The following is a 20,866-nucleotide window of genomic DNA, read 5'->3' as shown; positions in this document are numbered from 1 at the left end:
TGGGAAGTAAAATCCCGTATGCGGTCAATCGTCAAAATTTCGCCATATTGCCTGAATATCTTCCATCAGATAGCCGCGATAGAGCAAAAAACGCTGGACCTTTATCTTATCTGAAAAATCGACAGGTAAAGGTTCACCGTACTTCCGAATGGCCTGCTCGCGTGCAAGCACTGCCCAGTCAACTTCGCACTCACGCATGGCCCGCTCGATAGCTTCACGCGCGATCCCTTTTTGGTTTAATTCCTGGCGCACTCGGGCTGGTCCATAACCTTTGCGGCTACGGCTGGCGATAAACTGCTGCACGAAACGATCATCATCCAGATAACGACTTTCAATACACCAGGCGATGACCTTGTCGTAATCCTCCGGCGTGGCATCAATTTCTTCTGGTCCATTTTTCCCCATCACCGGAGCGGCCAGCTTGCGCCGCAGTTCCTGCTCGCTGTGGTCGCGCATCGCCAGAATGCGTACGGCGCGGTCAAGCAGTCGGGAATAAGCGGAACGGCGGGAAGTTGCTTCTGTCATAGTAAGCCTTCAGAAATGAAAAAGGGCTGCATGATATGCAGCCCTTTACTATATGTGATTCACAACATGCGATTCAAAACAGATTATCAGAAATCTTCGTTCGTTTCTTTTACGTCTTCGCCGCTGTCATCAACGGAGAAATCAGGCGTTGAATCCTGGTTATTGAGCAGTAACTCACGCAATTTCTTCTCAATTTCTTTCGCAGTTGCCGGGTTTTCTTTTAGCCAGTTGGTCGCATTCGCCTTACCCTGACCGATTTTCTCACCGTTGTAGCTGTACCATGCACCGGCTTTTTCAATCAGCTTCTCTTTCACGCCCAGGTCAACCAGTTCGCCGTAGAAGTTGATGCCTTCACCGTAAAGGATCTGGAATTCAGCCTGTTTGAACGGCGCTGCAATTTTGTTTTTCACAACCTTAACGCGGGTTTCGCTGCCGACCACGTTGTCGCCTTCTTTCACCGCGCCAATACGACGGATATCCAGACGAACAGACGCATAGAATTTCAGGGCGTTACCACCGGTGGTGGTTTCCGGGTTACCAAACATAACGCCAATCTTCATACGGATCTGGTTGATGAAAATCAGCAGCGTGTTGGACTGCTTCAGGTTACCGGCCAGCTTACGCATCGCCTGGCTCATCATACGCGCCGCAAGGCCCATGTGAGAATCGCCAATCTCGCCTTCGATTTCTGCCTTCGGCGTCAATGCGGCAACGGAGTCGACAACGATAACGTCAACCGCACCGGAGCGCGCCAGCGCATCACAGATTTCCAGCGCTTGTTCACCGGTATCCGGCTGAGAACACAGCAGGTTGTCGATATCAACGCCAAGCTTACGGGCATAGACCGGATCCAGCGCGTGTTCCGCATCGATAAATGCACAGGTTTTACCTTCACGCTGCGCAGCGGCAATAACCTGCAGGGTCAGCGTTGTTTTACCAGAGGATTCAGGCCCGTAGATTTCGACGATACGGCCCATTGGCAAACCGCCCGCGCCCAATGCGATATCCAGAGAAAGCGAACCGGTGGAGATAGTTTCCACATCCATGGAACGGTCTTCACCCAGGCGCATGATGGAGCCTTTACCGAATTGCTTTTCGATCTGACCCAGCGCTGCAGCCAACGCTTTCTGTTTGTTTTCGTCGATAGCCATTAATTACTCCTGTCATGCCGCTTTCGGGTTAAACCGCGAAACGTGATAGATAATGTTCTGTTGAGGCAATTATACTGTATGCTCATACAGTATCAAGTATTTTGTAGAAATTGTTGCCACAGGGTTTGTAACGCGTAGACGGTCGCCTGTCGACGTACCGCGTCGCGATCGCCGCTGAAGCATTCCCGACGCGTAATCCCCTCGCCGCTCGCGCTGGCAAAGGCGAACCATACGGTACCCACGGGCTTTTCTTCACTGCCGCCATCCGGCCCGGCAATACCGCTGATCGAGACCGCGAAATGCGCGCGGGCAGCTTTTAGCGCGCCAATCGCCATCTCCACCACTACAGGCTCGCTCACCGCCCCATGCTGGGCCAGCGTCTCTTCGCGCACGCCTATCATCTGTGCTTTGGCTTCGTTGCTGTAGGTCACAAACCCGCGTTCAAACCAGGCGGAGCTTCCGGCAATATCCGTAATCGCTTTGGCCACCCAGCCGCCGGTGCAGGACTCCGCCGTCGTAACGGTCGCCCCACGCGCTTTCAGCGCCAGGCCAACCTGCTCACTTAACTGCATCAGTTCACTGTCGGTCATTTCAGCCTCTGTCAGTTAAAAAATATGCCGGACAAGATAGCACTTTCATAACCAATGTGGGGATGGAGAGAACGTTTTACGAGGGGGATTCCAAAAATTGCTCCGTTGCATAAATAAGACCTGCCAGATGACGATGTCAGGGCATCTTATCCGGCCTACAAGAGATTTCTTCCTGTAGGCCGGTGGAGCGATTACTGCACGCGCGCCAGCGCAACCGCCTGACCCAACTGCCACACGGCCATCGCGTAGTGGGTACTGTGGTTGTAGCGGGTGATGGTGTAGAAGTTCGGCAATCCATACCAGTATTGATAGCCGGTACCAATATCCAGGCGCAGCAGGCTGGCCTGCTGATGATTACCCAACGACTGCTGTGGCGTCAGACCCGCCGCAGCAAGCTGAGAAATGCTGTACTGGGTTTTAAAGCCGTTCGCCAGCCCAGGTGCCTGACCATTTGCCGGCACCGCGACCGTATCGCCTTTCACCCAGCCGTGGCCCTTGAAGTAATTCGCCACGCTACCGATGGCATCAACCGGATCCCACAGGTTAATGTGGCCATCACCATTAAAATCAACGGCATATTGCTTATAGGAAGACGGCATAAACTGGCCGTAGCCCATCGCGCCGGCGAAAGAACCTTTCAAATCGAGCGGATCGTCGCTTTCATCTCGCGCCATCAGCAGGAAGGTTTCCAGTTCACCAGAGAAGTATTCCGCACGACGAGGATAGTTAAACGACAGCGTCGCCAGCGCATCCAGGATCCGCGTTTTACCCATCACGCGGCCCCAACGCGTTTCAACGCCGATAATGCCAACGATAATTTCCGGCGGAACACCATAGACCTGCCACGCACGGTTCAGAGCATCTTCATATTGATTCCAGAAGGCTACGCCATTTTGCACGTTGTCAGGCGTGATGAACTGTTTGCGGTAGCGCAGCCATGCGCCGTTAGGACCGGCTGGCGGTTGAGTCGTCGGTGCCTGGCGGTCCATCAAACGCAATACCGAGTCCAGACGCTTGGCCTGCGACAAGATCTCCTGCAGCTGCTGGCGGTCAAAGCCGTGCTTGTTCACCATTTTTTCGATGAACTGCTGCGCGTTCGGATTATTGGCAAAATCACCGCCCGTTTGCATGACGTTGTGCTGTGGCTCAAGCAGGAAGCCGCCGGATGGCGCACCCGTAGTCGTTTGAGTCTCTGAAGGTTTAGGTTTGCTGCTACAGGCAGCGAGCAGTACGAAAAGGGGGAGTAACGCTACATAACGACGCTTGAACATGAGACATCCATTAAACAAATTCAGCCTGGGAGAAGTATGGTAAAGCATCCTCCGCCATACAAGGAAGCGGTAGTCGCTCTCCTTCACAGAATTTACATCCCCTTTCATCTCTGACCTTCACATTTGCGAGCCTTCACGCAATAACTTTCAAATTAAAATATTTATCTTTCATTTTGAGATCAAAATAACACTTTTATATCTTTCAATCTGATTAAAATTAGCCACCGTTTGGCAAGATAACTAAAATCCCTACAGGAGAGAATAATGATCGACACCATCACACTCGGTGCTGAGTGGTTTATCGGGCTGTTCCAGAAAGGCGGAGAAGTGTTTACCGGTATGGTGACCGGTATTCTTCCCCTGCTGATTAGCCTGCTGGTCATCATGAATGCGCTGATTAACTTTATCGGCCAGCAGCGTATTGAACGTTTTGCTCAGCGCTGCGCCGGAAATCCACTGTCCCGCTATTTGCTGCTGCCGTGCATCGGCACATTTGTATTTTGTAACCCGATGACGCTAAGTCTGGGTCGCTTTATGCCAGAAAAATACAAGCCCAGCTACTACGCCGCCGCCTCTTACAGTTGCCATTCAATGAACGGCCTATTCCCGCACATCAACCCCGGCGAACTGTTTGTCTATCTGGGGATCGCCAGCGGCCTGACCACGCTGGGGCTTCCGCTTGGCCCACTGGCTGTGAGCTACCTGCTGGTCGGTTTGGTGACTAACTTCTTCCGCGGCTGGGTGACCGATTTCACCACCACTATCTTCGAGAAAAAAATGGGCATTCAACTTGAGCAGAAGGTGCATCTGGCGGGAGCAACATCATGACACGTATTCGTATTGAAAAAGGCACCGGCGGCTGGGGTGGCCCCCTTGAACTGGATGCCATTCCGGGCAAGAAAATTGTCTATATCACCGCAGGAACTCGCCCCGCAATAGTCGACAGGATAGCAAGCCTGACCGGTTGGCAGGCAGTTGATGGCTTCAAAGAAGGCGAGCCGCCGGAGAACGAAATTGGTGTGGCGATCATCGACTGCGGCGGCACGCTGCGCTGTGGGATCTATCCCAAACGCCGTATACCGACGGTGAATATTCACGCTACGGGTAAATCCGGCCCGCTGGCTCAGTACATTGTCGAAGATATCTATGTCTCTGGCGTGAAAGAAGAAAACATCACGATTGTCGGCGAGGCATCCGCTGCGCCGCAACCTGCAAGCAGCACTATCGGTCGCGATTACGACACCAGTAAAAAGATTACCGAACAAAGCGACGGCCTGTTGGCAAAAGTGGGAATGGGCATGGGTTCAGCCGTTGCGGTCCTGTTCCAGTCCGGACGTGACACCATCGATACCGTCCTGAAAACTATTCTGCCATTTATGGCGTTCGTCTCGGCACTGATCGGCATCATTATGGCTTCGGGTCTGGGAGACTGGATTGCCCATGGACTCGCGCCGCTGGCCAGCCATCCGTTGGGACTGGTTACTCTGGCGCTGATCTGCTCTTTCCCGCTGCTGTCGCCTTTCCTCGGCCCCGGTGCGGTTATCGCCCAGGTTATCGGCGTGCTGATCGGTGTACAGATTGGTCTGGGGAACATTCCTCCGCATCTGGCGCTACCTGCCCTGTTCGCCATTAACGCCCAGGCTGCATGTGACTTTATTCCGGTTGGGTTGTCGCTGGCCGAAGCGCGTCAGGACACTGTTCGCGTCGGCGTGCCATCCGTACTGGTGAGCCGTTTTCTGACCGGCGCGCCTACCGTTCTCATCGCCTGGTTTGTTTCTGGCTTTATTTACCAATAAGGGGCACTCAAAAATGACCGTAATTTATCAAACCACCATCACCCGTATCGGCCAGAGCGCCCCGGATGCACTGTGCGACCAGATGCTGATTACCTTTCGTGAAGGCGCGCCAGCGGATATCGAAGAGTTTTGTTTCATCCATTGCCACGGGGACCTGAACGGCTCTTTACAAGCAGGGATCCAGTTTGAACTGGGCCAGCACCACTACCCGGTCACCGCCGTGGGCAGCGTGGCGGAACAAAACTTACGTGAACTCGGGCATATCACCCTGCGCTTTGACGGGCAGAGCGAAGCGGAATTCCCCGGCACTGTACACGTTGCGGGCCCCGTCCCGGACGGTATCACCCCGGGCTGTATTTTGAAGTTTGTTGCTTAAGATTGAAGGAGATAAAAATGAATCAGGTTGCCGTTGTCATTGGTGGAGGCCAGACCCTGGGGGCATTCCTTTGCCGTGGGCTTGCGACAGAAGGATACCGCGTCGCGGTGGTGGATATTCAAAGCGATAAAGCTGCCAACGTCGCGCAAGAAATTAACGCCGAGTTTGGCGAAGGTACCGCGTACGGTTTTGGCGCAGATGCCACCAGCGAACAGAGCGTGCTGGCGCTGTCGCGCGGAGTGGATGAAATATTCGGTCGTGTCGATCTGCTGGTTTACAGTGCGGGTATCGCTAAAGCCGCGTTTATCAGCGACTTTCAGCTTGGGGATTTCGACCGCTCGCTGCAGGTCAATCTGGTCGGCTACTTCCTCTGTGCTCGTGAATTTTCACGCCTGATGATCCGCGATGGCGTGCAGGGACGCATTATCCAGATCAACTCAAAATCAGGGAAAGTGGGCAGCAAACACAATTCAGGCTACAGCGCGGCAAAATTTGGTGGCGTGGGCTTAACTCAGTCGCTGGCGCTGGATCTGGCGGAGTACGGGATCACCGTACATTCGCTGATGCTCGGCAACCTACTGAAATCACCAATGTTTCAGTCGTTATTACCGCAATATGCGACCAAGCTGGGCCTTAAGCCAGATGAGGTGGAGCAGTACTACATTGATAAGGTTCCGCTTAAACGCGGCTGCGATTATCAGGACGTACTGAACATGCTGCTGTTTTACGCCAGTCCAAAAGCCTCTTACTGCACCGGGCAGTCCATCAACGTGACCGGCGGTCAGGTGATGTTTTAATGTTGAATTGCCGGATGGCGGCTGCGCTTATCCGGCAAAATCAAAGGAGTACATAATGGTTTCCGCACTGATTACCGTCGCCGCTATCGCCTGGTGCCTGCAACTGGCGCTTGGTGGCTGGCAAATATCCCGCTTTAACCGGGCGTTTGATCAACTCTGCCAGCAAGGTCGGGTTGGTGTTGGTCGCTCCGGTGGGCGTTTTAAACCGCGCGTGGTGGTAGCCATTGCGCTGGATGAGCAGCAACGGGTGACCGACACGTTATTTATGAAAGGTCTTACGGTATTCGCCCGACCAGGCAAAATTGCCACGATAATGGGCAAACATCTTGATGATTTACAGCCTGATGTGATCTTTCCCCATGATCCGTTATCACAGAATGCACTATCATTGGCGCTTAAACTGAAACATGGGTAATTTCGTTGTGAATGCTAATAGCTTGCGAAATTATCATTTTGCAACTTATTAAGTCAGGGTAATCACGCCTATGAAACCTCGTCAGCGTCAGGCTGCCATACTGGAGCATCTGCAAAAGCAGGGCAAATGCTCGGTTGAAGAACTGGCCCACTACTTTGACACGACCGGCACGACCATTCGCAAAGACCTGGTCATTCTGGAAAATGCCGGAACCGTCATTCGTACCTATGGCGGCGTGGTATTAAATAAAGACGAATCCGACCCGCCAATCGATCACAAAACGCTAATCAATACGCATAAAAAAGAGCAGATTGCCGAAGCCGCCGTCCGTTTTATACACGATGGCGACTCTATTATTCTGGATGCGGGTAGCACCGTACTGCAGATGGTGCCGATGCTCACGCGCTTTAGCAACATCACCGTCATGACCAACAGTCTGCACATTGTTAACGCCCTTTCGGAGCTGGACAACGAGCAAACTATCCTGATGCCCGGCGGGACCTTTCGCAAAAAATCTGCGTCATTTCACGGTCAGCTGGCAGAAAACGCCTTTGAGCAGTTCAGCTTTGATAAACTCTTCATGGGCACCGACGGCATTGACCTCAATGCCGGCGTGACCACCTTTAATGAGGTGTTTAGCGTCAGTAAAGCGATGTGCAATGCCGCTCGCGAAGTGATTCTGATGGCTGACTCGTCAAAATTTGGGCGCAAAAGCCCTAATGTTGTATGCAGTCTGGAAAGCGTCGACAAGCTGATTACCGATACGGGCATCGACCCTGCGTTTCGTCAGGCGCTGGAAGCAAAAGGGATTGAAGTGATCATAACCGGAGAAACCAATGAGTGATGCACTACTGAACGCGGGCCGTCAGACGTTAATGCTGGAACTACAGGAAGCCAGCCGACTGCCAGAACGCATGGGCGATGATTTTGTCCGCGCCGCCAATACGATTATCCACTGTGAAGGCAAAGTCATTGTCTCCGGTATTGGTAAATCAGGTCATATTGGCAAAAAAATTGCGGCGACCCTCGCCAGCACCGGCACGCCCGCCTTTTTTGTGCATCCGGCGGAAGCGCTGCACGGCGACTTAGGGATGATCGAAAGCCGTGATGTCATGCTGTTTATCTCCTACTCCGGCGGTGCGAAAGAGCTGGATCTCATCATCCCACGCCTGGAAGACAAATCCGTCGCACTGCTGGCAATGACCGGAAAACCGACCTCACCGTTGGGTCTGGCAGCCAAAGCCGTGCTGGATATTTCCGTTGAGCGCGAAGCCTGTCCGATGCGCCTGGCACCGACGTCCAGCACCGTAAATACGTTGATGATGGGCGACGCGCTGGCGATCGCCGTAATGCAGGCGCGCGGCTTTAACGAAGAAGATTTTGCCCGCTCACATCCGGCAGGTGCGCTGGGCGCTCGTCTGTTAAATAAAGTGCATCATCTGATGCGCCGTGACGATGCCATACCTCAGGTGAAGCTCACCACCAGCGTTATGGACGCGATGCTGGAACTCAGTCGCACGGGTCTTGGCCTGGTCGCGGTATGCGACGACCAGTCACTGGTGAAAGGGGTCTTTACCGACGGTGACCTGCGCCGCTGGCTGGTTGGCGGCGGAGCGCTCACCACCCAGGTTAGCGAAGCTATGACTCAGAATGGCATTACGCTGCAGGCGCAGAGCCGCGCGATTGACGCCAAAGAGATCCTGATGAAGCGTAAAATCACTGCCGCACCGGTGGTCGATGAAAACGGTAAACTCACCGGTGCTATCAACCTGCAGGATTTCTATCAGGCCGGTATTATCTAATCCTTCAGACCCAGACGTTTCGCCAGCCGGTGCAGGTTGGCAACGTCTGTTTCCAGCGCCCGCGCACTTGCCGCCCAACTGTGATTATTTTGCGCCAGTGCCCGGCGGATCATCTCCCGCTGGAACGACTCTGTTGCTTCACGCAGATTGTGATGTTGTGGGATCTCCGCAACAACTTCCGCCGCCTGCGGAGCCGGACCTTCATCCTGCAAGGCAAAATGCTGCGCCTCCAGCACCACTTCATCCCCTGCCCTGGTAGCCCTCGCCAGAACAACCGCCCGGTGAATGGAATGTTCCAGCTCGCGCACGTTTCCGGGCCAGCCGTAATTCAGCAGATGGCTACGCGCGCCGGGGCTTAGCACCACGCGGGAAAGACCCAGCCGCAGTCGGCATTGCTCGCAAAAATAGCCGGCCAGGAGCACCACATCTTCGCCGCGCTCACGAAGAGGCGGTACAGAAAGGGGGAAGACGCTCAGACGGTGGAACAAATCCGCGCGGAAATTCCCGGCCAGCACCTCTTCGCGTAAATCACGGTTCGTCGCCGCCAGCACCCGCACATCCACGCGCAGGCTGCGATCGTCACCCACGCGCTGAATATCGCCGTACTGCAATACGCGCAGCAGCTTAGCCTGTAGCGCCAGCGAGAGTTCGCCTATCTCGTCGAGAAACAGCGTCCCATTGTCGGCCATTTCAAACTTACCGCTACGATTGCTGATAGCCCCGGTAAACGCGCCTTTTACATGACCAAACAGCTCACTTTCGGCTACGGTTTCCGGCAACGCTGCACAGTTCAGATACACCAGTGGATTCACTGCGCGCGGCGAACCTTCATGGATAGCTTTAGCCACCAGCTCCTTCCCGGTCCCTGTTTCGCCGCTAATCAGCACATTGAGATCGGACCCCGCCACAATCTCAATTTCTTTTTTCAGCTGCATCATATTGGGCGAAAGGCCAATCATCTGGGTTTCCGTCACCTGCTCAAAGTTGGTTGACGAACCTGGCAGCATATTCTGGCTTTCCAGTTGTTCAATCAGCAGCGCATTGCTCAGCGCACCCGCCGCCAGCGCGGCAATCAGCCTAAGCTCCTCATCGCTGAAAACATCGAACTGATCGGGCTCCATGCCATCCAGAGTTAACGCACCAATCAAATTTTGACCGGCGAACAACGGCAGCCCAATACAGGCATGCACCTTCAGACTCTCCTGCCCCGGAATCAGACCATCATATGGGTCTGGCAAATCGCTGTCGGCAGGGAAACGAACCACGTCTCCGGCGCGGGCAATCGCCTCCAGACGCGGATGCCCTTCCAGAGTAAAGCGTCTGCCGAGAACATCTTGCGCCAGCCCATCGATCGCCAGCGGAATAAACTGTCGCGACTCGTAGCGCAGCAGTGCCGACGCGTCGCACTCCAGCACCTGACGCAAAGTGGTTATCAGACGTTGAAAACGGTCCTGATGCCCAATACCGCTTTGTAATTCAATGGCGATGCCCGCCAGCACGTCTACGGAAAAGCTCATGACTACCTCATTGTCATTTTGACAATTCATATTGTCATATTGACAATAAAATGAATAGTCATTTTGACTACCCCTTAATAAGCAGGAAACAATAAAACCATTAAAATCAAAAAGATAAAAAGTTGGCACGCAACCTGCAATAAGCAAAACATCTTTTTTAGAAAAACGCTGAATTAATTACTGAGGTTGCTATGTCTATTCTGGTTAAAAATAACATTCATTGGGTTGGCCAACGTGACTGGGAAGTTCGTGATTTCCACGGGACTGAATACAAAACGCTGCGCGGCAGCAGCTACAACAGCTATCTCATCCGTGAAGAAAAAAATGTCCTGATCGATACAGTAGACCACAAGTTTAGCCGTGAATTCGTGCAGAACCTGCGCAGCGAAATCGACCTCGCGGATATCGACTACATCATCATTAACCATGCGGAAGAAGACCACGCCGGGGCGCTGACCGAGCTGATGTCCTGCATCCCGGACACGCCGATTTACTGCACAGCCAACGCCATTGACTCCATCAACGGCCACCACCATCACCCGGAGTGGAATTTCAACGTGGTGAAAACCGGTGATTCACTGGACATTGGTAACGGCAAACAGCTGATCTTCGTTGAAACGCCAATGCTGCACTGGCCTGACAGCATGATGACCTACATGACCGGCGACGCGGTGCTGTTCAGTAACGACGCCTTCGGCCAGCACTACTGCGACGAACGTCTGTTTAACGACGAAGTTGACCAGACCGAACTGTTCGAACAGTGCCAGCGTTACTACGCCAACATTCTGACGCCGTTCAGCCGTCTGGTTACACCGAAAATTACTGAGATCCTCGGCTTCAACCTGCCTGTCGATATGATTGCTACTTCCCACGGCGTGGTATGGCGCGACAACCCGACGCAAATCGTGGAAATGTATCTGAAATGGGCGGCGGATTATCAGGAAGACCGCATCACCATTTTCTACGACACCATGTCCAACAACACCCGCATGATGGCGGACGCTATAGCCCAGGGCATCAACGAAGTTGACCCGAACGTGGCGGTGAAAATCTTTAACGTCGCCCGTAGCGATAAGAACGAAGTTCTGACTAACGTCTTCCGCTCTAAAGGCGTGCTGGTCGGTACTTCGACGATGAACAACGTGATGATGCCAAAAATCGCCGGTTTGGTGGAAGAGATGACCGGCCTGCGTTTTCGTAACAAACGCGCCAGCGCCTTTGGCTCACACGGCTGGAGCGGCGGCGCAGTAGACCGTTTGTCTACGCGTTTGCAGGATGCTGGTTTCGAAATGTCGCTGAGCCTGAAAGCGAAATGGCGTCCGGACCTGGATGCGCTGGAACTATGCCGCCAGCACGGCCGTGAAATCGCGCGTCAGTGGGCGCTTGCGCCACTGCCTGAAACAACCGTGAAAGCCGCATCCAAAGAAGAAGAATGCGCTTGCGCCGCTGCGGCTGCCGCCGATCTTGGCCCTAGCATGCAGTGCAGCGTGTGCCAGTGGATTTACGACCCGGCAAAAGGTGAACCGCTGCAGGATGTTGCGCCGGGAACGCCGTGGAGCGACGTGCCTGACAACTTCCTGTGCCCGGAATGTTCATTAGGTAAAGACGTCTTCGACGTCCTGGCAACGGAGGCAAAATGAGCCGCGGAATTGTCATTATTGGTTCGGGCTTCGCCGCCCGCCAGTTAGTCAAAAATATCCGTAAGCAGGATGCAAATGTCCCGCTAACCCTGATTGCTGCGGACAGCATGGATGAGTACAACAAGCCCGATCTCAGCCATGTTATCAGTCAGTCACAGCGTGCAGACGACCTCACCCGCCAGTCGGCGGGGGAGTTTGCCGAACAGTTTAATTTGCGCCTGTTCCCGCACACCTGGGTAACCGACATCGATGCTGATGCCAACGTAGTGAAAAGCCAGGATCAGCAGTGGCAGTACGACAAACTGGTGCTGGCGACGGGCGCGTCAGCCTTTGTACCGCCGGTTACCGGACGTGAGTTAATGCTCACATTGAACAGCCAACAAGAGTATCGCGCTTGTGAAACACAGCTGCGTGATGCCCAGCGGGTACTGATTGTCGGCGGCGGCTTGATTGGCAGTGAACTGGCGATGGATTTCTGTCGTGCCGGTAAAGCGGTAACGCTTATCGACAACGCCGCCAGCATTCTGGCTTCGCTGATGCCGCCGGAAGTCAGCAGTCGCTTACAGCATCGTCTGACCGATATGGGCGTACACCTGCTGTTGAAATCACAGCTTCAGGGGCTGGAGAAAACGGCGTCAGGTATTTGTGCCACGCTCGATCGTAGCCGCAGCGTAGAAGTCGATGCGGTGATCGCCGCTACCGGCTTACGCCCGGAGACCGCACTGGCGCGTCGTGCCGGATTGAACATCAATCGTGGCGTCTGCGTCGATAGCTACCTGCAAACCAGCCACCCGGACATTTATGCTCTCGGCGACTGTGCGGAGATTAACGGTCAGGTGCTCCCGTTCCTGCAGCCGATTCAGCTGAGCGCCATGTATCTGGCGAAAAACCTGCTCGGCGGCAATGCGCCATTGAAACTGCCAGCCATGCTGGTAAAAGTCAAAACGCCAGAACTGCCTCTGCATTTGGCCGGGGAAACCCAGCGCCGGGATCTAAACTGGCACATCGCCGCCGAAGCGCAGGGGATGGTCGCCAGAGGGATGAACGACGAAGGCCAGCTGTGTGCGTTTGTCGTCAGTGAAGACCGCATGAAAGAGGCCTTTGCGCTGCTGAAAACGTTGCCTGTGTAAGTCTGGGATGCCGGATGGTGCCGCTTCGCGTCTTATCCGGCCTGCGACTTTGCCCGGCAACGCTGCTACTGATTTATTAACCTCACGCACATGGATGTGCGTTGCCACTTGTCGGTATGCCCCGACATGTTTTTCTTGCCCCGCCAGTCCCGGGGCTTTTTTTTATTTTTGCGCCAACGCTCGCGCTGCGGCAATCACGCCCTGCCCCAATGACAACCCGCCGTCGCCCGCCGGTAAACGCTGCGGGAACAGTAAGGTAAAATCACGCAGATAAAACGCCAGACGGGCCGACAATAAGCGGTTATGCATCACGCCACCGCTAAATACTAACGTCTTAATCCCGCGCGCTTCGGCCTGCATTCGCATCAGAGTGGCAAATCCACGCGCCAGCGCGTCGTGAAACGCCCACGCCCTTTCCGCTGGTTTGGCCTGCCAGTTCAGCCATTGCTGCCAAAAAACCGTTAAGTCCAGATGATTGTCATCAAGCGGCACCGTGACTGGGTGATCAACGCCATCACATTGCGATGCCATCGCCTCAAGCGCACAGGCCGCTTCACCTTCATAACTCAATGATTCCGGTGCACATTGCAACGCGGCGGCAACGGCATCAAACAGTCGTCCGCACGATGACGCCAGCGGAGCGTTAATTCCCCGTTCAATAGCGCGCGCCAGCACGTTCCAGTTTTGATGTTGCAGCACCGATGTTTCCGGATAACGCTGCCAGTCAGGAACAAAACGCAGGCACTGCGCGAGCAGATTACGCCACGGCTGTTTTGCCGCCAGATCGCCGCCCGCCAGCGCTACCGCCGGTAAGCCGCCAAGGTGTTCGCATTCACGATAGTTAACCCGCAAACACTCTCCACCCCACAGCGCGCCGTTTTCCCCCATACCGATACCGTCTAGCGTCAGAGCAATCACATCACCGCCATTGAGCGGCCAGCCGTGCTCCGCAAGACACGCAGCGGCATGCGCATGGTGATGCAGCACCGTTTCAGTTGGCAGCTCCATTTCACTGGCCCACTGGCTGGAAACATAGCCAGGGTGTGCATCATGCACGATACGCTGCGGCGTAAAGTCATAAATGTTCTGGATCAGGCGTAGCGCATCACGCCACTGTTGCTGAATGCCATCATCGCTAAGATCACCCAAATGCTGGCTGATAACCGCCTGCTCGCCGCGCACCAGACAGAAAGTATTTTTCAGATCCGCCCCTAAGCACAGCATCGGCGGCACGTCGCGAAATCCTGGCGGTAGTGCGACCGCATCCGGCACATAACCCCGGGAACGACGCAGCATTTCCCCACTGTCGCGCACCACGGAGTCATCCATCCGCTGCACAATTTCGCGATTATGCAGCAGGAAACCGTCGGCAATGTCGTGTAAATCTTCCAGCGCCTGGGCGTTGGTAATGGCCGGAGGCCTGCCGCTGAGGTTGCCAGAGGTCATCACCAACGGACAATTCATCTCTTGTAAGAGTAAATGCTGTAACGGATTCGCTGGCAGCATGACGCCAACCTCCGTTAACCCTGGCGCAATACCCTCGCTCAATGCAGCGACATAGCGTTTCTGCACCAGCACGATCGGCGCAGCAGGGGTAGTCAGCAAACGACGAGCGGGTTCAGGCAATCCTTCATCAGAGGGCAGCATCACTGCCAGAGGTTTCGCCGGACGGTGTTTGCGCAGCCTGAGTAGCGCAACGGCGTTATCATTTCGCGCATCGCACACCAGATGAAACCCACCAATGCCTTTAACCGCCACAATACCGCCTGCTTTCAGCCGCGATACCGCCGCCTGCAGCGCCACTTCTTTCTCCGCTCGCTCACCCGCACAGAACCACTCCAGATGAGGGCCGCATGCCGGACAAGCCACTGGCTGGGCGTGGAATCGACGGTCGTACGGATCGCGATACTCTTTGTCACATTGCGCGCAGAGTGGGAATGACGCCATTACGGTAAACGGACGATCGTAGGGCATGGCGCGGATAATCGTAAAACGCGGACCACAGTGGGTGCAGTTGATAAAGGGGTAGCGGTAACGACGTTCGCTGGGGGTGTTCATTTCAACAAGGCATTCGGGACAGGTCGCGGCGTCCGGAACGATTTGCGTATTCATCGTACCGCCAGCACTTTGACGAATCGAGAAATCGGCAGGCTGCTGCGTCCAGGCGAATGGTTCGCTCTCAACGCTGTCAATGCGCGCCAGCGGTGGGCAGTGTTGATGCAACTGCGCAATAAATTCCGCCGGATCTTCCTGTAAGCGCACAACCACACCGTCACCGTCGTTACACACATCGCCATGCAGTTGTAAGCGCTGCGCCAGTTGCCAGACGTAGGGGCGAAATCCGACGCCCTGTACTTTGCCGCGAATACGCAGCTGTACGCCGGAGTGGTTGTTTATTGTCATTAAGTCGTTCCCGCAGTCATCTATCCCGGTTTGCCTGATGGCGCTACGCTTATCAGGCCTACGTGGATGCGAACAGTAGGCCGGATAAGGCAAAGCCGCCATCCGGCATAAGTACTACCGTATTTTACGCGGATTTTCAGCTATCAGAACAGCAAAGATGCGGTGGAATCCAGCGCGGCGCGACGACGTTTTTCCGCGCTCAGTTGCTCAAGCTTATTGCGATCCACATATATCAGTGCGTGAGTCGGGCACACTTCCATACAGGCAGGACCGGCCTCACGATGGTGGCACAGGTCGCACTTATTGGCTTCAGCTTTTTCTGCGCGGACGTTCAGACCTGCGCCGCTGTTACGCACGACCGGACGCACGACCACTTCCATTGCGCCGTAAGGACAAGCCACAACGCAGGTTTTACAGCCAATGCAACGTTCCTGCATTACGTGGACAAAACCTTTATCACGGCTGATCGCACCGTTCGGACAGACGTTAGCGCACGGCGCGTCTTCGCACTGGCGGCACAGCGTCGCCGTGGAGACATTAACGCCTTTGATGACGTGAATGCGGGGTAAAAAGGTTTCAGGGGTCAGCGATGCGCAGTCCTGGTTATCCTGATGGGATACCACGCAGGCCACTTCACAGGTACGGCAACCAATGCATTTATTGGCGTCTGCAATGATGAAACGGTTCATCAATTTCTCCAGCAATGACAGAATATCTGCCGAAGCATACACAAATCGTGCCAGAATTTAATTTGCTGTTATTAAAGGAATTTTATTCTGAAGAACGCAAGAAGGGCGTGTCATCGTCACTAGTGACGATGACAAATGACAGCCGTCAGCGCGAAACGGGCGGCGCAACTGAGTCGCGCGCAATGAGTTCACCGGTGAAGGTCTTTGACGGCGTAAACGCCCCGTCACCTAACATAAAGATCAGGCGCCCAATCGTTTCCTGAATCATTTCTGTTACCGGAATTTTAACGCTGGAAAGCGCCGGAATAGTGTATGGCGCGAGGGCGATATCATCAAAGCCAATCACCGACACCTGTGCGGGAACGCTCACACCATGCTCGTGCAACTGCTTCATCGCGCCGATCGCCATATCGTCATTGCTGGCCACCAATGCGGTAAAATTGACCTTGCGCGAAAGCAAAGTATCCACACCCGCTGCGCCGCAGGCTGGCGTCCATTTCCCTTTAACAATCAGATCATTATTTAGCGCGATCCCATGATGTGCCAGCGCGTCTTTATAGCCTGAAAGTCGCTCCACGCCGGTTGGCGAATCCATCGAGCCGGTAATAAAACCAATCTCTTTATGCCCGGCGGCAATGAGCTGAGTAACGGCGTTAAAGCTGGTCTGCTTTTGATCGCACCATACGCTATGGCTACTGTTTTTCCGCAGGCGTCGATTAAGCACCATAATCGGCTGGCTGTGGGCATCGATGATGTCATCTATCTCATCCACGCTGAGAAAACGCGGATAAATCATAATCGCGTCACAGCGCAGGTCGAGCAGGTACTGGATCGCCTGGCGCTCTTCCTCAGCGCTATGCTTACCGTCAGCCAGTAACAGCTGGCGCCCTTTATCTTCCGCCATACGCGCGGTATGAGACAGCAGTTCGCTGAAATAGACGCCGTGATAAAGGGTGTTTGTTACCACCAGACCCAGTGTCTGCGTGGTTTTCGCCGCGAGACTGCGCGCCAGCAAATTTGGGCGGTAACCACTCTCTTCAATGGCCTGAAACACGCGGTCTTTGGTTTCCTGGCTGACATAGCCGTTTCCGGAAAGCACCCGGGAAACCGTCGCTTTCGACACTCCGGCACGCTTCGCCACCTTCAGCATCGTGGTCATATTACTCATCCCTTTTATCTCGATGTGACGCAGTGTACTGCACCGTTTTGCCGCTGTCCTTGCTGCTAAATCGCAGACGCTGACATCTGGTGATCGGAGTCACAATTACAAAAATTGATCAAAATTAAATCTTGATCAGTTAATGCAATTTAAACATGATTTTGTGGAACCGGTTTCCTATCTGCGTTTCATCAACCCAGAAAAGCGACCCACGTAAACGGATAAAAAATAACGTACTCTACTGATAAAACAGGATTAAATCCGATGTCCAAGAATTATGCAGCGCTGGCGCGCTCCGTTGTGACGGCTCTGGGAGGCGTCGACAACATCACAGCAGTGACCCACTGTATGACCCGTTTGCGTTTCGTTATCAAAGATGACTCGCAGGTCGACAGCGCGACGCTGAAAACCCTCACTGGCGTGCTGGGCGTGGTGCGCAACGAGAACCAATGTCAGGTGATTGTCGGCAACACCGTTTCGCAGGCGTATCGTGAAGTGGTCAGCCTGTTGCCTGCCAACATGCAGCCTGCTGAGCCGCAAATCAAACCCCGACTGACGCTGAAGCGGATTGGCGCGGGGATCCTTGATGCGCTGATCGGCACAATGTCGCCGTTGATCCCGGCGATTATCGGCGGATCAATGCTCAAGCTGCTGGCGATGGTTCTGGAAATGACCGGCGTGCTGGTGAAAGGATCGTCCACGCTCACCATTCTGACCGTCATTGGCGACGGTGCATTCTTCTTCCTGCCGCTGATGGTCGCCGCGTCGGCCGCTATCAAATTCAAAACTAACATGTCGCTGGCTATCGCCATCGCGGGCGTACTGGTGCATCCCAGCTTTATCGACCTGATGGCGAAGGCCGCGCAGGGTGAGCACGTTGAGTTTGCCCTGATCCCAGTGACGGCGGTGAAATACACCTACACGGTGATCCCGGCGCTGGTCATGACCTGGTGCTTGTCATACATCGAACGTTGGGTCGATCGTATAACTCCGGCGGTGACCAAAAACTTCCTCAAACCGATGCTGATCGTGCTGATCGCCGCCCCGCTCGCCATCGTCATCATTGGCCCGATCGGTATCTGGATTGGTAGCGCGATTTCAGCGCTGGTCTATACCATCCACGGCTATCTCGGCTGGCTGTCAGTGGCCATTATGGGCGCGCTGTGGCCGCTGCTGGTAATGACCGGTATGCACCGTGTCTTTACGCCAACCATTATTCAGACCATTGCCGAAACCGGAAAAGAAGGCATGGTGATGCCGTCGGAAATCGGTGCCAACTTGTCGTTAGGTGGTTCATCGCTGGCAGTGGCATGGAAAACCAAAAACCCGGAGCTGCGCCAGACGGCGTTAGCGGCCGCCGCCTCAGCCATCATGGCGGGCATTTCCGAACCCGCGCTGTATGGCGTGGCAATCCGCCTGAAACGTCCGCTGATTGCGAGCCTTATCAGCGGTTTTATCTGCGGTGCTGTTGCTGGAATGGCCGGGCTTGCAAGCCACTCCATGGCGGCTCCAGGTCTGTTCACCAGCGTCCAGTTTTTCGATCCGGCCAATCCGATGACCATCGTTTGGGTATTTGGCGTGATGGCGCTGGCGGTAGTGCTTTCTTTTGTACTAACGCTGATTCTCGGCTTTGAAGATATTCCTGTCGAAGATGCAGCCGCGCAGGCCAGAAAAAACCAGGCAGCACAACCGGGCAATATCAATGGAGCCAGCATTTGACTGGTATGAACTGAGGTTAATTATGTCTGTTTTTCCGCAAGGATTTTTATGGGGCGGCGCACTGGCCGCCAACCAGTCTGAAGGGGCATACCGGGAAGGCGGCAAAGGGCTGACTACCGTCGATATGATCCCCCACGGCACACACCGCATGCCCGTCAAACTGGGTCAGGAAAAGCGCTTTACGCTGCGGGATGACGAATTTTATCCCAGCCATCAGGCGATCGACTTTTTTCATCGCTATAAAGAAGATATCGCGCTGATGGCGGAAATGGGGTTTACGGTTTTTCGTACTTCCATTGCCTGGAGCCGCCTCTACCCTAACGGCGACGAGCTGACGCCGAATGAAGACGGAATCGCGTTTTATCGGGCCGTGTTTGCCGAGTGTAAAAAATACGGTATTGAGCCATTAGTCACGCTGTGTCACTTCGATGTGCCTATGCATCTGGTCACCGTGTACGGCTCCTGGCGTAACCGCAAAATGGTGGAGTTCTTTACCCGCTACGCCCGTACCTGCTTCGAGGCCTTTGACGGTCTGGTGAAGTACTGGCTGACGTTCAACGAAATCAACATCATGCTGCACAGCCCCTTTTCAGGCGCCGGGCTGGTATTTGAAGAAGGTGAAAATCAGGATCAGGTAAAATATCAGTCCGCTCACCACGAACTGATAGCCAGCGCCCTGGCGACTAAAATAGCCCATGAAATTAATCCGCAAAACCAGGTCGGTTGTATGCTGGCTGGCGGTAATTTTTATCCTTACTCGTGTAAGCCGGAAGATGTGTGGACCGCACTGGAAAAAGACCGTGAAAACCTGTTCTTCATTGATGTGCAGGCGCGCGGGGCCTATCCGGCTTACTCTGCCCGCGTGTTTCGCGAAAAAGGCGTGGTAATCGAAAAAGCCCCGGAGGACGACGACATCCTGAAAAACACCGTCGATTTCGTCTCTTTCAGCTATTACGCATCGCGCTGCGCCTCCGCTGAAATGAACACGGGCAATACTAGTGCCGCCAACGTGGTGAAGTCGCTGCGTAATCCGTACATTGCCGCCAGTGAATGGGGCTGGGGAATCGATCCGCTCGGCCTGCGCATCACCATGAATATGATGTATGACCGCTACCAGAAACCGCTGTTTCTGGTGGAAAACGGGCTGGGAGCGAAAGATGAAATTGATGCCAACGGTGAGATCAATGACGACTATCGCATCAGCTATTTACGCGAACATATTCGCGCCATGGCAGACGCGATTGAAGATGGCGTGCCGCTGATGGGTTACACCACCTGGGGCTGTATCGATCTGGTTTCAGCCTCAACCGGTGAGATGAGCAAACGCTACGGTTTTGTATATGTGGACCGCGATGACGCGGGCAACGGCACGCTGGCACGTACACGCAAGAAATCATTCTGGTGGTACAAAAAAGTCATCGCCAGTAACGGTGCCGATCTGGCATGACGGATCTGCCGGAGGGGGTTACAGCCTTCCGGCAGAAGTACACATTTTCATTTCATTTATTACATTCCGGATTTGGAATCGTCCTTCCAGTTTCAGGTTTGCCCTCCCCCTTTTTTACTGGCATTTTATTCAGTAGTTTTTAATCCTGGCCGTTCGCCACAAGGAAGCGTGCATGTTTGATAAAAAGGGCAAAACAGCGGTGGCAATCACCAAACCGGTACGTCGCTTGAAAGTCAGCTATGTCAGAAAACGCCATGAAGATCCAAAAACGGGTTATACGCGACGAATCAGTCGTCACGCCTCACTCACGCTGAACGGCGACTGGCTGGAACAAGCGGGATTCCCTACCGGTACAGCAGTGAATGTATCAGTGATGCAGGGGAAATTAATTATTGAGCAGGCAATTGAATGACGAGGATACACAGGGAAAACAGGCCGG

Annotated in this window: 20 protein-coding genes; 12 read left to right on the top strand and 8 right to left on the bottom strand. The window is 54.2% G+C overall.

The genetic code is table 11. The annotated features are described in order from the left end of the window. Positions 1-24 precede the first annotated feature (24 nt). The 4 genes from recX to mltB form a co-directional block, all read right to left on the bottom strand. Entirely contained in the window at positions 25-525 is a 501-nt protein-coding gene (gene recX / locus OGY13_RS24385) for a recombination regulator RecX (RefSeq protein WP_032944722.1), read from the bottom strand. A gap of 86 nt (positions 526-611) precedes the next feature. Beyond that, a complete protein-coding gene (gene recA / locus OGY13_RS24380) occupies positions 612-1,676 on the bottom strand; it encodes a recombinase RecA (protein ID WP_003037330.1) in 1,065 nt (354 codons plus the stop codon). Between the two features lie 92 nt (positions 1,677-1,768). Next, positions 1,769-2,266 carry a nicotinamide-nucleotide amidase gene (gene pncC / locus OGY13_RS24375; protein WP_048225249.1) on the bottom strand — a complete coding sequence of 166 codons (498 nt, stop codon included), beginning with the start codon at positions 2,264-2,266 and terminating at the stop codon, positions 1,769-1,771. Positions 2,267-2,457: 191 nt separating this feature from the next. Next, positions 2,458-3,537, bottom strand: coding sequence for a lytic murein transglycosylase B (gene mltB, locus OGY13_RS24370; RefSeq protein ID WP_003037336.1), 1,080 nt, complete (start codon positions 3,535-3,537; stop codon positions 2,458-2,460). A gap of 264 nt (positions 3,538-3,801) precedes the next feature. On the opposite strand from mltB, the gene srlA reads away from it, so the two are divergent. The 7 genes from srlA to gutQ all read left to right on the top strand — a co-directional run bounded on the left by srlA (position 3,802) and on the right by gutQ (position 8,723). After that, positions 3,802-4,365, top strand: coding sequence for a PTS glucitol/sorbitol transporter subunit IIC (gene srlA, locus OGY13_RS24365; RefSeq protein ID WP_003037339.1), 564 nt, complete (start codon positions 3,802-3,804; stop codon positions 4,363-4,365). Further along, complete coding sequence (srlE, locus tag OGY13_RS24360) at positions 4,362-5,333, top strand: PTS glucitol/sorbitol transporter subunit IIB (protein ID WP_008785620.1); 972 nt, start codon at positions 4,362-4,364, stop codon at positions 5,331-5,333. The genes srlA and srlE overlap by 4 nt, the downstream gene beginning before the upstream one ends. Before the next feature lie 13 nt (positions 5,334-5,346). Continuing rightward, positions 5,347-5,709 carry a PTS glucitol/sorbitol transporter subunit IIA gene (srlB, locus tag OGY13_RS24355; RefSeq protein ID WP_008785621.1) on the top strand — a complete coding sequence of 121 codons (363 nt, stop codon included), beginning with the start codon at positions 5,347-5,349 and terminating at the stop codon, positions 5,707-5,709. Positions 5,710-5,726: 17 nt separating this feature from the next. Continuing rightward, positions 5,727-6,506: a sorbitol-6-phosphate dehydrogenase gene (gene srlD / locus OGY13_RS24350; RefSeq protein ID WP_003037345.1), complete on the top strand. Its 780-nt coding sequence runs from the start codon at positions 5,727-5,729 to the stop codon at positions 6,504-6,506. A 55-nt stretch (positions 6,507-6,561) separates the two neighbouring features. After that, positions 6,562-6,921: a transcriptional regulator GutM gene (gene gutM / locus OGY13_RS24345; RefSeq protein ID WP_008785622.1), complete on the top strand. Its 360-nt coding sequence runs from the start codon at positions 6,562-6,564 to the stop codon at positions 6,919-6,921. A 70-nt stretch (positions 6,922-6,991) separates the two neighbouring features. Then, positions 6,992-7,765, top strand: a complete 774-nt coding sequence (srlR, locus tag OGY13_RS24340) for a glucitol operon DNA-binding transcriptional repressor SrlR (RefSeq protein WP_213752632.1) — start codon at positions 6,992-6,994, stop codon at positions 7,763-7,765. After that, complete coding sequence (gutQ, locus tag OGY13_RS24335) at positions 7,758-8,723, top strand: arabinose-5-phosphate isomerase GutQ (protein WP_213752631.1); 966 nt, start codon at positions 7,758-7,760, stop codon at positions 8,721-8,723. Before srlR ends, gutQ begins: the two co-directional genes overlap by 8 nt. Here the strand turns inward: gutQ and norR are convergent. Beyond that, positions 8,720-10,240, bottom strand: a complete 1,521-nt coding sequence (gene norR / locus OGY13_RS24330) for a nitric oxide reductase transcriptional regulator NorR (protein ID WP_213752630.1) — start codon at positions 10,238-10,240, stop codon at positions 8,720-8,722. The genes gutQ and norR overlap by 4 nt on opposite strands. Positions 10,241-10,431: 191 nt before the next feature. On the opposite strand from norR, the gene norV reads away from it, so the two are divergent. Both norV and norW read left to right on the top strand, forming a co-directional pair. Further along, complete coding sequence (norV, locus tag OGY13_RS24325) at positions 10,432-11,880, top strand: anaerobic nitric oxide reductase flavorubredoxin (protein ID WP_008785624.1); 1,449 nt, start codon at positions 10,432-10,434, stop codon at positions 11,878-11,880. Continuing rightward, on the top strand, positions 11,877-13,010 hold the full coding sequence (norW, locus tag OGY13_RS24320) for an NADH:flavorubredoxin reductase NorW (protein ID WP_213752629.1): 1,134 nt from the start codon (positions 11,877-11,879) through the stop codon (positions 13,008-13,010). The genes norV and norW overlap by 4 nt, the downstream gene beginning before the upstream one ends. Before the next feature lie 162 nt (positions 13,011-13,172). On the opposite strand, the gene hypF is transcribed toward norW, so the two are convergent. From hypF to OGY13_RS24305, 3 genes are all read right to left on the bottom strand, one after another. Then, positions 13,173-15,413, bottom strand: a complete 2,241-nt coding sequence (hypF, locus tag OGY13_RS24315) for a carbamoyltransferase HypF (RefSeq protein WP_213752628.1) — start codon at positions 15,411-15,413, stop codon at positions 13,173-13,175. A gap of 143 nt (positions 15,414-15,556) precedes the next feature. After that, positions 15,557-16,102, bottom strand: coding sequence for an electron transport protein HydN (hydN, locus tag OGY13_RS24310; protein WP_003037366.1), 546 nt, complete (start codon positions 16,100-16,102; stop codon positions 15,557-15,559). Positions 16,103-16,247: 145 nt separating this feature from the next. Then, on the bottom strand, positions 16,248-17,261 hold the full coding sequence (locus OGY13_RS24305) for a LacI family DNA-binding transcriptional regulator (RefSeq protein WP_213752627.1): 1,014 nt from the start codon (positions 17,259-17,261) through the stop codon (positions 16,248-16,250). A 264-nt stretch (positions 17,262-17,525) separates the two neighbouring features. Between OGY13_RS24305 and ascF the strand changes: the two genes are divergently transcribed. The 3 genes from ascF to OGY13_RS24290 all read left to right on the top strand — a co-directional run bounded on the left by ascF (position 17,526) and on the right by OGY13_RS24290 (position 20,839). Further along, on the top strand, positions 17,526-18,980 hold the full coding sequence (ascF, locus tag OGY13_RS24300) for a PTS cellobiose/arbutin/salicin transporter subunit IIBC (RefSeq protein ID WP_213752626.1): 1,455 nt from the start codon (positions 17,526-17,528) through the stop codon (positions 18,978-18,980). 22 nt (positions 18,981-19,002) lie between these two features. After that, positions 19,003-20,427, top strand: coding sequence for a 6-phospho-beta-glucosidase (locus OGY13_RS24295; RefSeq protein ID WP_213752625.1), 1,425 nt, complete (start codon positions 19,003-19,005; stop codon positions 20,425-20,427). Positions 20,428-20,599: 172 nt separating this feature from the next. Beyond that, positions 20,600-20,839 carry a SymE family type I addiction module toxin gene (locus OGY13_RS24290; RefSeq protein WP_008785630.1) on the top strand — a complete coding sequence of 80 codons (240 nt, stop codon included), beginning with the start codon at positions 20,600-20,602 and terminating at the stop codon, positions 20,837-20,839. Positions 20,840-20,866: the final 27 nt, after the last annotated feature.

Origin of the sequence: Citrobacter sp. Cpo045, assembly GCF_030332875.1 — a bacterium.
GTDB lineage: Bacteria > Pseudomonadota > Gammaproteobacteria > Enterobacterales > Enterobacteriaceae > Citrobacter > Citrobacter portucalensis.
This window is presented reverse-complemented; position numbering and strand designations above follow the sequence as displayed.

Excerpts from the sequence above, each read along its gene's own strand:
- norW (WP_213752629.1), top strand. The coding sequence starts at position 11,877 with ATGAGCCGCGGAATTGTCATTATTGGTTCGGGCTTCGCCGCCCGCCAG.
- pncC (WP_048225249.1), bottom strand. The coding sequence starts at position 2,266 with ATGACCGACAGTGAACTGATGCAGTTAAGTGAGCAGGTTGGCCTGGCG.
- srlB (WP_008785621.1), top strand. The coding sequence starts at position 5,347 with ATGACCGTAATTTATCAAACCACCATCACCCGTATCGGCCAGAGCGCC.
- hydN (WP_003037366.1), bottom strand. The coding sequence starts at position 16,102 with ATGAACCGTTTCATCATTGCAGACGCCAATAAATGCATTGGTTGCCGT.
- hypF (WP_213752628.1), bottom strand. The coding sequence starts at position 15,413 with ATGACAATAAACAACCACTCCGGCGTACAGCTGCGTATTCGCGGCAAA.
- norR (WP_213752630.1), bottom strand. The coding sequence starts at position 10,240 with ATGAGCTTTTCCGTAGACGTGCTGGCGGGCATCGCCATTGAATTACAA.
- ascF (WP_213752626.1), top strand. The coding sequence starts at position 17,526 with ATGTCCAAGAATTATGCAGCGCTGGCGCGCTCCGTTGTGACGGCTCTG.
- srlD (WP_003037345.1), top strand. The coding sequence starts at position 5,727 with ATGAATCAGGTTGCCGTTGTCATTGGTGGAGGCCAGACCCTGGGGGCA.
- srlE (WP_008785620.1), top strand. The coding sequence starts at position 4,362 with ATGACACGTATTCGTATTGAAAAAGGCACCGGCGGCTGGGGTGGCCCC.
- OGY13_RS24305 (WP_213752627.1), bottom strand. The coding sequence starts at position 17,261 with ATGACCACGATGCTGAAGGTGGCGAAGCGTGCCGGAGTGTCGAAAGCG.
- OGY13_RS24295 (WP_213752625.1), top strand. The coding sequence starts at position 19,003 with ATGTCTGTTTTTCCGCAAGGATTTTTATGGGGCGGCGCACTGGCCGCC.
- recA (WP_003037330.1), bottom strand. The coding sequence starts at position 1,676 with ATGGCTATCGACGAAAACAAACAGAAAGCGTTGGCTGCAGCGCTGGGT.
- norV (WP_008785624.1), top strand. The coding sequence starts at position 10,432 with ATGTCTATTCTGGTTAAAAATAACATTCATTGGGTTGGCCAACGTGAC.
- mltB (WP_003037336.1), bottom strand. The coding sequence starts at position 3,537 with ATGTTCAAGCGTCGTTATGTAGCGTTACTCCCCCTTTTCGTACTGCTC.
- srlA (WP_003037339.1), top strand. The coding sequence starts at position 3,802 with ATGATCGACACCATCACACTCGGTGCTGAGTGGTTTATCGGGCTGTTC.
- gutQ (WP_213752631.1), top strand. The coding sequence starts at position 7,758 with ATGAGTGATGCACTACTGAACGCGGGCCGTCAGACGTTAATGCTGGAA.
- OGY13_RS24290 (WP_008785630.1), top strand. The coding sequence starts at position 20,600 with ATGTTTGATAAAAAGGGCAAAACAGCGGTGGCAATCACCAAACCGGTA.
- recX (WP_032944722.1), bottom strand. The coding sequence starts at position 525 with ATGACAGAAGCAACTTCCCGCCGTTCCGCTTATTCCCGACTGCTTGAC.
- gutM (WP_008785622.1), top strand. The coding sequence starts at position 6,562 with ATGGTTTCCGCACTGATTACCGTCGCCGCTATCGCCTGGTGCCTGCAA.
- srlR (WP_213752632.1), top strand. The coding sequence starts at position 6,992 with ATGAAACCTCGTCAGCGTCAGGCTGCCATACTGGAGCATCTGCAAAAG.